We start from the raw sequence: 13,215 nt of genomic DNA on the forward strand, positions 1-13,215 counted from the left end.
TTGTGGTTAAGGTTGATTGATTATAGTTATTTTCTTGCCTTGAATAAAGTATTCGAAATTCATGGCATAGCTAATGTTATCTAAAACATGCTTCAGACTGGCGTTTTCAAATCTTCCGGTATACTTCTTTTGTAAGCCAGTTTTGCCTTTGAAATCAAACTCTACATCATACCAGAGTTCCAGTCTTTTGGTAATGTCCTCCAGAGAGGTGTTTTTAAAGTATAAAACACCATCTTTCCAAAGGAGCTCTGATTGTGGGTCAAAAGTAAACTTGCGTTTGGTTTTAGAACTTGAGTCTACTTCAAGTGCTTCGCCGGGAGCCAGTATATGAGGCGTGTTTAAGTCTTTGCTGGTGTCATTTTGGTTATTAATAATAACCTTGCCCGTTGCTAGTGCTACCCGGCAAATTGAACCTCGGGCGTTGATGTTGAAAGATGTTCCTAAAGCTGTGGTTCTTAATCCGTTGGCAATCACAGAGAATGGACGGGTCTTATCTTTTACCACGTCAAAAAAGGCTTCTCCCTCAAGGGTTATGGTGCGAGTGGTGTCTGTAAAGGTTTTGGGGTAACTTATTTTGCTGCCTGAATTGAGGATAATTTTAGATCCGTCACTTAGTATAATAGTAGACTTCTGACCTGCAGGCATACTTTTTACAATAAGTTCCTGAACGGGTGTATTATTTATGGATTGCTGTTGAAAGAAAAAGAATGCGGATATTGCCAGGAAGCTGATACAGGCTGCATAAAGCCAAGGTAGCGAAGAGGAGGTTTTTGTTTTAGGGTTGCCAATTCCCAATTCATCTTCTATACTTTTGTATAGTGCTTCAGAATCAATGGTTGGTTCTTCGTCCGTAGATAGCTCGTTCCACACCTCTTCTGCAACTTCATCCAGTAATGATGGTTCAGGTCTACGTAATATTTTCATTGCAGCCTTCTGCTCTTCTTTAGTGCAGTTTCCCGCAAGATATTTTTTGATTAATCGTTGTTCCTGTTCCATCATGTGACGTTAATTAGCAAAGCTCTTTGTAGTATTATTACCTTAAGTCAGGTATAATACTCACGTCACAATGAGATTTTTTTTATTTTTCTGTAAAATCGGCTCCCAGCATATCTTTAAGCTCTTTTGTGGCACGATAAAGTTGATTTTCAACCGTTCGTTTTGAAAGTTTGAGCTGATCAGCGATTTCTTCATTAGAGAGACCCTGCTGTTTGCTAAGCATGAAAATTTGCTTTCTTCCCGGAGAGAGTTTATTGATTCCTTCATGAGCCTGATCGAGCAGGTTGGTGAAAATAATGTAGTCTTCTGTTTGTTGATGATAAACAGGGCGAAGGTTATCAGGGTCTTTAAGGTAACTCTCCTCAAGCGCTTTCCTTTTTATTTTTTTTATAACCAACCTTTTGGTAATCGTGTAGAGATATGCTTTTAAAGAAAGGCTTTCATCAATGGTTGTCCTGCTTTTCCAAGTGATTATAAATACTTCTTGAACAATACATTTAGCCTCTTCCTGGTGGATACCCATCTTCATGGCAAAGAGGTATAACGGCTTGTGATATTGTTCAAATAACAGGCGAAAAGCCCTCTCATTACCCTTCTTGATTAGGCGAGCAACTTTGTGGTCAGCAGAATATTTCTTTCTTTGGTTGAACAATGGTTTTTAAGCAAAATATATTCAATTTATTATAATTATTGATTAATTAAAACATCTTTCAAGAATATTCAAGAGGCAAGGAGATTCGTTAAAGAATTTATAATTTAATAATTGTCACTATTATTATTAAAATTGTTATTTTGTTGCATTAATTAATTTATTCATTCTTTAAAATTTATAGCGAATAGCTTATGCCTTCATGTAATCTTATTAAATATAAGGAACTGGATATTGTTTACACTGATATTTCCAATGCTTCCCCTGAGGAAGCGATAGCTGTATTTGATGAGAATCAAATCATTATAAGTAAAATGCCACATAAATCTGTGTATGCTTTAGTGCATGCTAAGGATGCCCGTTTTAACTCAGGGCTGATTCAAAAAATTAAGGAAACTGTCAAGAAAAACAATCCATACTCAAAGGCCACGGCAGTCAGCGGGTTAAATTCTTTGTCGCGATTAATGGTTAATTCAATTATTGCTTTTACGGGGCGGCAAATGAAGCTGGTTGAGAGCCCTGAAGAGGGAAAAGAATGGTTGTATAAAAAATACAAGGAAGCGGCAGTAGTTACGGCTTAGTTATTATTGGAGTAGTTTTTGTCATTTTGACTTTTTAATCTTCTATGAAAATAATCACTCTGATTTTCCTATACGTGGTGTTTGTTTCCGCATATTCTGGACCAATGGTCAAACGGATCACTGACTTTTTAGCAACAAATTTACTGCTCATCACTTGCCTGTACTGGCAGAAATAAGCTTCAATGGAAAATACATCAGACTCGACAAGGCAATTAAAGAAGGTATTTCAGGAGTTGACCTTGAAATACACGGATGACAGAAAGCTGGTGGAGGAACTGTGGGAGGAAATCAGAACCCATTACACTTGTAAGCATAGGCACTATCATAACCTTGACCACCTTCATAATTTGCTTGAGCAACTTACGGAGGTTAAGGCGCAAATCAAGAATTGGGATGTTGTGCTATTTGCCTTGTTTTATCATGACCTGATCTATAATCCTGTCAAACGTGATAATGAAGAGAAAAGTGCCAGGTGGGCTGAGAAGCAACTCAAAGTATTGAATGTTCCAAAGGAGGTAGTTGAAAAATGCGTCAGGCAGATACGAGCTACCAAGGGACATGCCGAAGCTGTTGATGGTGATATTAATCTTTTTACAGATGCAGACCTTTCTATACTTGGTTGTGACTATACTCAATACAAGACCTATAAAGATCAGGTTAGAAGGGAATATCATATCTACCCGGATATGTTATATAAGCCGGGAAGGAAGAAGGTTTTGTTGCATTTTTTGAATATGGACCGTATCTTCAAAACCAGTCACTTTTTTGATAAATTTGAGAATCAGGCACGGCAGAATTTGCAAAGTGAATTAGAGGGTCTTTAATTCGAAATATGAATATGTAATTGGTTTTGAAGGAAATGGAACATGTATTTTTCTTAAAGGCAGAAAAGGAGCAAAGATTGTTTCTATTGAAAATCAGTGCTGTTCTTTTACTATCAATATTGATAGTGCTGTCTTTGGCCTGGCTATTTAATTTCTATTTGCTTGTGGTGATCATTCCAGTGCTAATATCGATAGCGGCGCCTTTTATAGACGTGCCTACAGGTGTTAAGAGTGGACAGTTTACGCATTATTCATCATTATTTATTGCTTCTAGCGAACGGAAAGGCGAAGTGGCTGTTCATGGAGGTACATTATTTGATTACTATTTTAATCTGGCTTCGGTGAAACCTGCTGAGAGAAAAAAGGTGGTTTTGCTGAGCTATTTAAAGGGGCTAATGCGATTGGTGGAAAAGTATGAGGAAGACGGCAGGGAGGAGTTGGTTATTAAAGGTACTTCATACGTTATTAATGAAAGAACTGCTGAGAAGGTCGGTTTTAAACCGGTAAGAACGGATTTTTTGCAAAAGATGATACTTGCATTAAACTATATACCAGTCATAATTGCCTATTCATATACACAAGGAAAGGTCGGGGTTCCTGATCTTTCTAAGGTAATAACCTTAAAGGCCACGATCAAAGAGTTGGCTGACCATAAGGAAGCCATTACCAGACTTGTGCAAAGAATGGAGGGGTAATAATCAGCTCCGAACTGTCTTCAATGGTATAACAAGAAACGACCCCATGTCTTCGGTGAAGTTAATGCATTTTTGATTTTCCGTATCTCTTTGTATATAGAAGCTGGCTCTTTCATTCAATGGAATTATACCTTCCTGCCATATACCCGGATGAATGTAAATTCCTTTGCCTCCGGTAATATGGAAAGATCGAAAATGGTTTGGCTTGATATCACTGTGAGACTCCGCCAATACAATGATATAATCTTCACCTCTCAAAGGGTAGTAGAGTTGCCCGGCATCAGGGTACTGGCAGGCGTTCCATAAAAGAGCCTGTGCTCTATTAAGGTCAGCCCCTTCAGTTTCTTCGGGAACCACCGACCATCCAAGTAAAGTGCGGTCATTTTTAGATTCGTCTTCACTGTAAATGGAGTTTCCTTTCCACCAGAAATTAAAGACCGATCCACTTGAATCTGGTTTCTCTTTATACTCCTGATAGTCATCGACTAAAACTCCAAATGGAGCTATGTTTTTATCAGTGGCAATTTCAATAGGAGTTTCCTGCCAAAAGAGCTTGCTGGAAATTATAGGTTGTGGATAGTTAAGCATAGTAGCAAGTTTTTAAAATGGACTTACAAGCTCCTGATAAACCTCCTAATTACAAATTTTTTTACTTTATCGTTTTGTTAAGTTTTGGTTTTCAGAGTTTTATAACTCTTCTTGGGGTGATCTTGAAAACACCCGGCTTTGTATCAACCATTTTGTTGATGGTTAAAAGCATTTATTGCTATTTTCGAATCCTTGTTTTTTAAAACCAATAAAGGTTAGTTTACCCCTTGGTGTTTTGTGAAATGGGTTGAAGACATTCTAATTTACAGGAACAAAGACAACCTTCTTTGTTTCAAAAAAGTCCTCATCAAAATACTGAGACAATTCAAATAACTGATACTTCTTTTTTGCCTCTTTAAGTTCCTCATCGAGATCCCCTCCTTTAAGATAAAGTATTCCGTTTGGAAATGTATTGAATGATTCAGGTCTGAATTTATTTTTAACCCACTGATAAAAAGGCTTTAGCCGTGTTACTGCTCTGCTTACTACAAAATCATAATGGTCGGGAACCTGTTCTGCCCGCGTTTGCTCCGCGTTGATATTGGTTAGGTTCAGTGATGTGGCTACGCCTTTAACTACTTTAATTTTTTTTCCGATTGAGTCTACCATGTGAAAATCCGATTCGGGAAACATAATGGCTAGTGGAATACCTGGAAATCCACCACCGGTACCAACATCAAGTACTTTTGTGCCTGGTTTAAAAGGCATTACTTTAGCTATTCCCAAAGAGTGAAGTACATGGCGGATGTAAAGCTCGTCTATATCTTTTCTGGAAATGACATTGATCTGCTCATTCCAAGTGTGGTATAGATCGTATAGTGCATTAAACTGGGATTTTTGAACTGGGGTTAGATCTGGGAAATATTTAAAAATAATGTCAGCGTTCATTAAAGCTCTTTTTGGAGGATGATACGGTTTTGATTGATATCTGGCCTTTCTTCTATGGCAGTAATGTTAAAGCCACTTTTCAGTGCAAATATCAGCATTGGTTTTAAATAATTACGTGTTTTTAATTTTATCCTTTTGTATCCCCGGGCTTTAGCCCATCCTTCCTGAGCAGTGGCCATCTGATCTGCCAGACCTATTTGGCGGTAGAACGGAAGTACACCACCAAACCAGGTGTAAAAGGTGTCATCATTAAGTTCATAACCTAATTTGAAGCCAGCATCTTTATCATCTACAGCGGCTTTTAGCGCAAGAAAGGGAACTTGAGATAATCTTTTTTTATATTCACTTATGGGATAAGAGTTTTCAAACTCAGGTATTTGATTTGCTATGGCTATGATCTCTTCTATGGAACATTCGCCAATGTAAATGTTATTCATAGTTTGAAGGGTTGACGACTCTAAATTTTCAGCTTATAGGTAGCCATTCCAGTATTATGAGGGATCTCCAGCAACTGATTACAGTTTGCCTAATGCTACATATGCTCTTTCTTATTCTTTACCAGATCGTACATGAGCTCACGAGCCCGGTGTAGCTGTGCTTTAACAGTACCTAGGGGAGCGTCAAGTTCTGTGGCTATTTCCTCATATGAGAATTCCTGGAAGTATCGCAATCTCACCAGCCGTTGGTATTTAGCGGGTAGCTTGGTAACGAACATTTGGATAAGCTCAATTTTTTGACTTTTAATGGTTTCTTCCTGTGGGTTCAGATTTTTATCCTCCACATCGATCTGAACCGCTTCCCCGTTGTCATCGGTAAATGAGGTGTCAAGGCTCATAGTTTCCAGTCGTTTTTTTCGAATAAAATCTATGGCATTGTTGGTGGCGATTCTAAATAACCATGTACTGAAGGTATAGTCTTTCTTGAACCGGTGCAGGTTTTTAAATGCTTTAGCAAAAGCCTCAATAGTAAGATCTTCGGCATCATCGACATTTCTCACCATTTTGAGGATCATGTGATAAACCGGCCTTTTATATCTTTCCATAAGCATAGCAAAGGCCTGCTCATCACCTTCTTTGACTGCCTGATCTATTAACCGGAAATCTTCTAATGCTTTGTCAGAAAATTGCTTTTTTAACTCCATCGAACCCGTTTTGTAAATAATGCTGTGGCGCCTGTTATCAAATAATAAAAGACAAAAATCAAATCTAAGAATACCAAACCCCAAAAATTAAACTTAACACCAAGTTTTTTACAGATAACATTAAATGTAAGGTAAATCAACAGGGTTCTTATTAAAAAACTTCCCGCCACTAAGTATAGTTCAATACGTAAGAGAAGCAGGATGGTTAAAATTAACCAAAATAATATATGTGTGAACGAAAATGTACCTAAAATGACTTTATCGGACAGCTTATAGTACTTTCCAACGGAAAGGTGCCTTGTTTTTTGTCTAAAAAATGCTTTCCAGCTTTTCTTCGGGTGTGAATATACTAAGGCATCTTCCCCTAATGTGATCCGAGTATTTTCTTTTGTGGCATGCTGATTTACAAAAAGGTCATCATCGCCACCCGTGAGTCCCAGGTGTGGGGTAAACCCCTTTTTGCTTATAAATAAAGCTTTTCTGTAAGCCAGGTTTCTTCCTACCCCCATGTAGGGTCTTCCAGCAAGTGCCATTCCTATGTACTGCATGGCTGTCCATAGTGTTTCAAATCGAATGAAGGTGTTTAGAAAGCCCTTGGTTGCAGTGTAAAAGGAAAAGCCAAGGTTAAACTGAGCTTTGTCATCAAACCTTGCAGCCATTGATGCTATCCACTGGTTGTTATGAGGTTCACAATCGGCATCGGTAAGCAAAATCCGATCATGTTTTGCAGCCTTGATTCCCAGTGTAAGACCGTATTTTTTTGCATTGAAATTATCTGGTTTATGATTAACCTTCACCATTTTAAGTTTAGTATTCCGCCTGGTCTCTTCCAGGAGAAGGTCATAGGTGCCGTCATTAGACCGGTCTTCTACCACTATAATTTCATATTCAGGGTATTGCTGATCATATAGCTTCGGCAATAGGTTTCTGAGGTTTTCCTCTTCATCATGAGCACATATAACCACTGATATACCAGATTGGTCAGTATAGCCGCTATCTTTTTTATACCTGGAGAAAGAAATCACATAGATGGTATAATATACTATCTGGATGGTAGTGCAGGCAAAAAATGAGATTAGAAGAATATCATAAACCATTGCAAGAAGGGTAGGTTAAAAAGTAGACAAATATACTGGTAATTTCTTTTAATTATACAGCCAACAAGCTTTGATACTTTTAAAGTTTCAGTAAACTGCTATGTTGCAAGTTTTTATGAGAGACCGTTGTGGAGGTTATATAAAAACATCTTGTAGTAAGTTTAAGAGCATTATAGGAGCTTTCCTGAACATTCAAAATTTAGGAAAGCTTACCACTCGCCATACCGTGGAAAAGGAATTAAACAGCAACATTCAATGCCTTCTCTTTTTTATTGGTGAAATGCTTTTCTATATCCGGCAAACTCATGCTGTTCAGGTTCATTTCTTTGGTCAGCCCTCCCTTACGCCCAACATGTACGCCATATACCATGTCGTGGTATCCCTCTTTGGCGTGCGCATCAGGGTTAATGCTTAGTTTGACACCCATGCTCAGGGCGTAGTCAATCCAACGCCAGTCGATATCCAGCCTTCTGGGGTGTGAGTTGATCTCTATCACTACATTATTTTTGGCGCAGGCATCTATGATGGTCTTGTGGTCTACGGGGTAGCCATCTCTTTGTAATAGAAGCCTTCCGGTCATGTGACCCAGTATGGTTGTGAAAGGATTTTCAATTGCTTTTAATAATCTAAGAGTGGCCTTTTCAACATCCATACTCATAGCTGAATGTATTGAGGCTACTATAAAATCAAAACTTGCCAATGTATCATTGTCATAATCAAGGCTGCCATCAGGCAGAATATCACACTCTATACCCTTAAATATCTTGAATGGGGCAAGTTTTTTGTTTAGTTCATCAATCTCTTCCTGTTGCTCTTTTACCCTGTTTTCATAAAGGCCGTTGGCATAGTAAAATGAGGATTTACTGTGATCGGTAATACCCAGATATTCATAGCCAAGCTCTTTGCAGTAAGTGGCCATTTCCTCCAGACTATGTTTGCCGTCGCTGTAAGTACAGTGGTTGTGGAGGATGCCTTTCAGGTCACCCGTTTCTATTAGGATTGCCCTTTGCTGCATTTTTGTTGTGTCAAATTCAAACTGTCCCTCACGGAGTTCAGGCTCTATGAACTTAAGGCCTGCCAGTTGATATATCTCTTCTTCAGAAGCTACGTGCTCTGACTCTCTGACCAGGTCAGCAAGAGATTTCTGCTCCTTTACTTCATGGTAGATATGTGCGCCTGAACCAGTGGAAATAAATAAGTCTTTGTAATAATTATCTTTAGTAGTAAACCTGAAACGAACCGGAGTTTCTGTCTCCTTCAACTGGCCACGCCAGGTGAAGGGGCCGGATTGCTTTTGATTATATTCGAGCTCTTCTATCTGCGAAAGGTATGTTTTAACCTGAGCCTCTTGCTCTGAGGCAATGACAAAGAGAAGCTCCTCGATGATTTCAACTTTTCTTCTAAAAGTACCGCTTTCAGATATTTGTATGTCAGGAAACTGCTTTTGAATGTTGCTTTTCAGTGCATTGACAAAAGGTTCGGCCTCAGCATAGAGCAGTTTGCCGCTGTGTTTTTGTTTGAATAATATGGCCTCTTTGAGGTTGTTTTGAGTTTTTTCGCCAAAACCTTTAAGCTTGGCTAGCTTGCCTTCTTCTATAGCCTTCAGCAGGTCTTCACTGCTTTCAATTTCAAGATCCTTCCACAATTGACGGATCTTCTTGGCTCCAATGCCTTTAAGAGAGAGCAGTTCTATCACTCCGGCAGGTGTTTCTTGCAAATACTTTTCAAGGGTTGAAAAAGATCCGGTTTGGTTAATTTCATCAATAGCCGTAGCAATGGATTTGCCCACGCCATTGATTTTGGCCATTTCCGCGGCGTTCATTCCTGAAAGTTCTCCTTTTTCTCTTTCCAGGTTAAAGATGGCGTTGTTGTAACTTTTTATCTTGAAATCATTTTCGCCATGTAATTCCATGAGCGAGCAGGTTTGCTTTAAAAGCCTGATTATACTTTTATTATCCAAAATGTGCTGATTTTTTATATTTTTATAAATGGCATTGACCAGTATGTTAAAAACAGTACGTGGACAATGCGCAAAGCAATTGATGACTGTATTTATTATTATGTAAATTTAGAGAAAACGTATCAACGAAAAAGAATATTAAATGAACTATTGGTTAATGAAGTCCGAACCGGGTACGTATTCATGGGATGATCTTGTAAAGGACAAACAAACATTCTGGGATGGTGTGAGGAATTATCAGGCCCGTAATAATATGAAAGAAATGAAAGTGGGAGACCTTGTACTTTTCTATCATAGCGTGAATGAAAAAACAGTAGTGGGCATTGCCAAAATTGTAAAAGAACATTATCAAGATCCTACAACAGAGGATGACCGTTGGGTGGTAGTAGACATTGCTCCCGTACAGCCTTTAAAGCGCCCGGTCAAGCTGGATGAAATTAAGGATGATGCCCGACTGGATCAAATGGTTTTGGTAAGGAATTCCCGGTTATCTGTGCAGCCTGTTAAAAAAGAGGAGTTTGACATAATTTTAGGCATGAGCGAATAAGTATATGAAAAGATCTCTACTAATCATTTTCTTAACAGTCGGGGTTTCTTTTTCTGCCATATCTCAACTGGTTCAAACCAAAAGGTATGAGTTGGAAAAAGATAATACCGACAACTACTTTAATGTAACTTCGGTAGGTGAAAAGGGGCTGGTGATTTTTAGGGATACTGATGAATACCGCAGAAATGAAGGTGATGTCTGGCAGGTAATAGCTCTCGATACTGCATTGGTGGAGAAGTGGAACAATGAGCTGTTGATTGATAGCAAACATGTTTTTAAGGGGTTTGAGCAGAACAATGAAATGTTGTATCTGCTTTTTAGTGAAGATGAGGCGGCCAAAAGCAATTACCAGCTGGTGACCATAAAGGTGGATGATGGTGAGACAAAGCGGTATGACATAAAAAATGAAATTTCCATTGAGCTCTCTCATTTAATTGTAGTAAATGATTTCCTTATACTCGGAGGCTACGTACGTTATAGCCCTACATTAATATCGTATAGCCTGGGAGATGATAAACTCGAAGTTATTCCAGGGTTCTTTAAAGACCGAAGCGAAATCATAGACCTGCGTGAAAATGATAACGGTACTTTTAATATACTAACGAAGGAAAAGGCTTATCAAGGGTATGATTTAAAACTTCGTACGTATGCTCCTGAAGGGGATATACTTTTTGATAAGACCATTGAAACGGACAGAGATCTCGATGTAATGGATGGTAAGTGTACGGGGTTTGTTGACGGTAACATTGCTATTTCGGGTACCTATGGTAAAACCGTTTCGACCTACTCTCAGGGCATTTATTTTGTAATAGTAAAACCCGAAGGGCAAAAGGATGTTGTTAGGTATTTTAACTATAGTGCCCTGGAACATTTTTTTGATTACATGGGACCCAAGCGTTCGGAAAGGATTAAAAGGAAGATCGACTCGAAAATATCAAAGGGCAAAGAGTTTCGGTATAGTTCAAGGTTGAATATGCACCAGGTCCAACAGGATAGTGATGGTTATTTGCTAGTTGCAGAAATTTATAACCCACAGTATGAGAAATTGGGTAGCCGAAGCATATATTCTCCTTATGCTTATGGCTTTGGGGTGGATAATGATTTTTATTCATCAGCTGCCAGGCAGGATTATGTGAAGCGACCGGGAGGTTCATCGCAGGTGCAAGATGCAAATCATTTCGAATATCTGGAGTCAGTGATTCTTAAATTGAACGGTGCAGGGGAACTGCAGTGGGATAATAGCTTTAAAATAGAAGATGTTGAGACTTTCTCGCTTGAGCCGGTAGTGGATCTCAGTAAGTCTAAAGGTAAGTTTAACCTTGTGTATAAATCAGAAGAGAATATAAATTATAAGGTTATCAATCAATCAGAAACTATAACCAAGGCTCAGGAGAGGATCATGCTCGACGATGAGGCCGATGTTATAAAAAGCACCTATGATGGTGTAGGTAACGCCCGTCACTGGTATGGAGACTACTTTTATGTTTGGGGTTATCATAAAATACAAAATAAGCTTAACCCTGAGGGTGATAATAGAAGAAATGTTCTGTTTGTCAATAAGATAACGATTGAAGAGTAATTACTTAATATATAGCTGCCTTCTAAGTCTGATCCTTACACAGTCAGCCCTGGCACAAATAGTCCAGCCCGAAAGGTTTGAGCTGGAAGTTGATAGTGATGCTGGTTTTATGGTTTCTCCCGCGGGCGAGGGTGGAATTTTTCTTTTCAGAGAAATAGAGAACACCTACAATACTACAGATAACCTTTGGGAGGTATATCTTTTGGATACCGCTCTCAATATTAGCTGGCGAAAGGAATATTTTATTAATCCCAATTATGTTAATATCAGTCATTTGTATATTGATAGTAAGCTATATCTGTTGTTTTCCAGTATTAAGCAAGGTGACAAGAGCCTGAGTCTGGTAAGCTTTTCTGCCGCTTCTGGAGAGATTGACAACTACATCATAAGGAACTTTATACCTTTTGCATTTTACGATTTTAAAGTAATCAACGACGCGGTTCTTATTGGTGGTTATTTCAATTACCGGCCCCTTGTGGTCTTGTATAACCTGGAAGAGCAGATACCCAAGGTGCTTCCCGGCTTCTTTAATGAGCGAGCTCAGTTGATTGAGATGAAAGTTAATGATCATGCCACGTTTGATATTATACTTAGTGGCCCAACAGAAGAGAAAAACACTACCTTATTCATTAACACTTTTGATCAATTTGGTAACCTGATCAAGAAAATAAGTCTGGATGCAGAAAAGTCAAAGAGTCTGTTGTTTGGAAGAGCGGAGACATTGGATAATCAAAATCAACTGGTGGCGGGTGTCTATGGCCGAAGGAATTCAGAATATTCCAGAGGTGTATTTGTAGCCAATGTTAACCCATACGGAGAGCAGAAGATCAAGTATTATAATTACGCAGAGCTGGAAAACTTTTTCAACTATATGAAAGCCCGTAGGGAAAGGCGGGTGATTTCAAGAATTGAACGTAAGAAAATCAAGAACAAGAAGATCAAGTTTAACTACCGCTTGCTGGTACATGAGTTGATCAGACATGAGGATCAGTATATCCTTCTGGGGGAAGCCTTTTATCCCAAGTACCGAACCGTAACCGGAAATGGAGGACTTTTCAGTGCAGGTTGGGCCTTTAATAAAGGGGTATATAGTTCCAGCCTTGTTTTTGATGGCTATCGCTACACACATGCTATAATCTTAGGTTTCGATAAAAAGGGTAACCTGTTATGGGATAACAGTTTTGAAATCAACGATGTCATATCATTTGACCTGGAGCAGTTTGTGCATGTAAATGCATCAGGCGACAGGGTGGACCTGCTTTATGTTTTTGAAGATGCCATCCGATCCAAAACGATTAAAGGCAGTCAGGTGCTGGAAGGGAAGGGGGAGAATAAGATAAGCCTAAAATATGACTCCGATAAAGTAGAAGGTGATGAAACGAAAATCGGAGGGCTAAGCAAATGGTATGGAGATGTATTTTTTACCTACGGCATACAGAATATCCAAAACCTCCGCACCGAAGGAGTAGGCCTCACCAGAAAAGTTTTTTTTGTGAATAAGGTGGCGTTTGAGTGAGGTATGAATTTTTAGTTTTTAGCATATATTGTTAGGTGTTTTATGCTCTTTTGAAATATTATTCTTTTGTATTTTGTAGGAGTAAAATTATAATCTGATAGAGTTTTTGTTAGTTTTTTAGAAACAAACTTTTTTTTAAGTTATCGGTTGCTTG

Annotated in this window: 14 protein-coding genes; 6 read left to right on the plus strand and 8 right to left on the minus strand. The window is 38.7% G+C overall.

Annotated features, from left to right (window positions below):
- Positions 1–6: 6 nt before the first annotated feature.
- Together JMN32_RS20415 and JMN32_RS20420 are read right to left on the minus strand one after the other, a co-directional pair.
- On the minus strand, positions 7–999 hold the full coding sequence (locus JMN32_RS20415) for a FecR family protein (protein ID WP_202858225.1): 993 nt from the start codon (positions 997–999) through the stop codon (positions 7–9).
- 79 nt (positions 1,000–1,078) lie between these two features.
- Positions 1,079–1,648 carry an RNA polymerase sigma factor gene (locus JMN32_RS20420; RefSeq protein ID WP_202858226.1) on the minus strand — a complete coding sequence of 190 codons (570 nt, stop codon included), beginning with the start codon at positions 1,646–1,648 and terminating at the stop codon, positions 1,079–1,081.
- A 191-nt stretch (positions 1,649–1,839) separates the two neighbouring features.
- Between JMN32_RS20420 and JMN32_RS20425 the strand changes: the two genes are divergently transcribed.
- The 3 genes from JMN32_RS20425 to JMN32_RS20435 all read left to right on the plus strand — a co-directional run bounded on the left by JMN32_RS20425 (position 1,840) and on the right by JMN32_RS20435 (position 3,745).
- Entirely contained in the window at positions 1,840–2,226 is a 387-nt protein-coding gene (locus JMN32_RS20425) for a hypothetical protein (protein ID WP_202858227.1), read from the plus strand.
- Positions 2,227–2,408: 182 nt separating this feature from the next.
- A complete protein-coding gene (locus JMN32_RS20430) occupies positions 2,409–3,050 on the plus strand; it encodes an HD domain-containing protein (protein ID WP_238354560.1) in 642 nt (213 codons plus the stop codon).
- Between the two features lie 35 nt (positions 3,051–3,085).
- The gene (locus tag JMN32_RS20435) at positions 3,086–3,745 is read left to right on the plus strand and encodes a hypothetical protein (protein ID WP_202858228.1); all 660 of its coding nucleotides are present in this window, start codon (positions 3,086–3,088) and stop codon (positions 3,743–3,745) included.
- A 3-nt stretch (positions 3,746–3,748) separates the two neighbouring features.
- Here the strand turns inward: JMN32_RS20435 and JMN32_RS20440 are convergent, their stop codons facing one another.
- From JMN32_RS20440 to polX, 6 genes are all read right to left on the minus strand, one after another.
- Complete coding sequence (locus tag JMN32_RS20440) at positions 3,749–4,333, minus strand: ureidoglycolate lyase (protein WP_202858229.1); 585 nt, start codon at positions 4,331–4,333, stop codon at positions 3,749–3,751.
- Between the two features lie 258 nt (positions 4,334–4,591).
- Positions 4,592–5,221, minus strand: a complete 630-nt coding sequence (gene rsmG, locus JMN32_RS20445; protein WP_202858230.1) for a 16S rRNA (guanine(527)-N(7))-methyltransferase RsmG — start codon at positions 5,219–5,221, stop codon at positions 4,592–4,594.
- Complete coding sequence (locus JMN32_RS20450) at positions 5,221–5,658, minus strand: GNAT family N-acetyltransferase (RefSeq protein WP_202858231.1); 438 nt, start codon at positions 5,656–5,658, stop codon at positions 5,221–5,223. Before JMN32_RS20450 ends, rsmG begins: the two co-directional genes overlap by 1 nt.
- Before the next feature lie 95 nt (positions 5,659–5,753).
- Entirely contained in the window at positions 5,754–6,362 is a 609-nt protein-coding gene (locus tag JMN32_RS20455) for an RNA polymerase sigma factor (RefSeq protein ID WP_202858232.1), read from the minus strand.
- Entirely contained in the window at positions 6,353–7,459 is a 1,107-nt protein-coding gene (locus JMN32_RS20460) for a glycosyltransferase (RefSeq protein WP_202858233.1), read from the minus strand. Before JMN32_RS20460 ends, JMN32_RS20455 begins: the two co-directional genes overlap by 10 nt.
- A 238-nt stretch (positions 7,460–7,697) precedes the next feature.
- Positions 7,698–9,419: a DNA polymerase/3'-5' exonuclease PolX gene (gene polX / locus JMN32_RS20465; RefSeq protein ID WP_202858234.1), complete on the minus strand. Its 1,722-nt coding sequence runs from the start codon at positions 9,417–9,419 to the stop codon at positions 7,698–7,700.
- 142 nt (positions 9,420–9,561) lie between these two features.
- Here polX and JMN32_RS20470 point away from each other — a divergent pair, with 142 nt between their 5' ends.
- The 3 genes from JMN32_RS20470 to JMN32_RS20480 are packed head-to-tail and all read left to right on the plus strand — an operon-like array spanning position 9,562 to position 13,061.
- Positions 9,562–9,966 (plus strand): EVE domain-containing protein, encoded by a 405-nt coding sequence (locus JMN32_RS20470; RefSeq protein WP_202858235.1) that lies wholly within the window; start codon positions 9,562–9,564, stop codon positions 9,964–9,966.
- Positions 9,967–9,970: 4 nt separating this feature from the next.
- On the plus strand, positions 9,971–11,545 hold the full coding sequence (locus JMN32_RS20475; RefSeq protein WP_202858236.1) for a hypothetical protein: 1,575 nt from the start codon (positions 9,971–9,973) through the stop codon (positions 11,543–11,545).
- Positions 11,535–13,061, plus strand: a complete 1,527-nt coding sequence (locus tag JMN32_RS20480; protein ID WP_202858237.1) for a hypothetical protein — start codon at positions 11,535–11,537, stop codon at positions 13,059–13,061. The genes JMN32_RS20475 and JMN32_RS20480 overlap by 11 nt, the downstream gene beginning before the upstream one ends.
- Positions 13,062–13,215 lie beyond the last annotated feature (154 nt).

Source organism: Fulvivirga marina (genome assembly GCF_016775155.1).
GTDB classification, from domain to species: Bacteria; Bacteroidota; Bacteroidia; order Cytophagales; family Cyclobacteriaceae; genus Fulvivirga; species Fulvivirga marina.

Coding starts and splice junctions, on each gene's coding strand:
- JMN32_RS20475 (WP_202858236.1), top strand. CDS start 9,971: ATGAAAAGATCTCTACTAATCATTTTCTTAACAGTCGGGGTTTCTTTT.
- JMN32_RS20460 (WP_202858233.1), bottom strand. CDS start 7,459: ATGGTTTATGATATTCTTCTAATCTCATTTTTTGCCTGCACTACCATC.
- JMN32_RS20470 (WP_202858235.1), top strand. CDS start 9,562: ATGAACTATTGGTTAATGAAGTCCGAACCGGGTACGTATTCATGGGAT.
- rsmG (WP_202858230.1), bottom strand. CDS start 5,221: ATGAACGCTGACATTATTTTTAAATATTTCCCAGATCTAACCCCAGTT.
- JMN32_RS20425 (WP_202858227.1), top strand. CDS start 1,840: ATGCCTTCATGTAATCTTATTAAATATAAGGAACTGGATATTGTTTAC.
- JMN32_RS20440 (WP_202858229.1), bottom strand. CDS start 4,333: ATGCTTAACTATCCACAACCTATAATTTCCAGCAAGCTCTTTTGGCAG.
- JMN32_RS20435 (WP_202858228.1), top strand. CDS start 3,086: ATGGAACATGTATTTTTCTTAAAGGCAGAAAAGGAGCAAAGATTGTTT.
- JMN32_RS20430 (WP_238354560.1), top strand. CDS start 2,409: ATGGAAAATACATCAGACTCGACAAGGCAATTAAAGAAGGTATTTCAG.
- JMN32_RS20455 (WP_202858232.1), bottom strand. CDS start 6,362: ATGGAGTTAAAAAAGCAATTTTCTGACAAAGCATTAGAAGATTTCCGG.
- JMN32_RS20415 (WP_202858225.1), bottom strand. CDS start 999: ATGATGGAACAGGAACAACGATTAATCAAAAAATATCTTGCGGGAAAC.
- JMN32_RS20450 (WP_202858231.1), bottom strand. CDS start 5,658: ATGAATAACATTTACATTGGCGAATGTTCCATAGAAGAGATCATAGCC.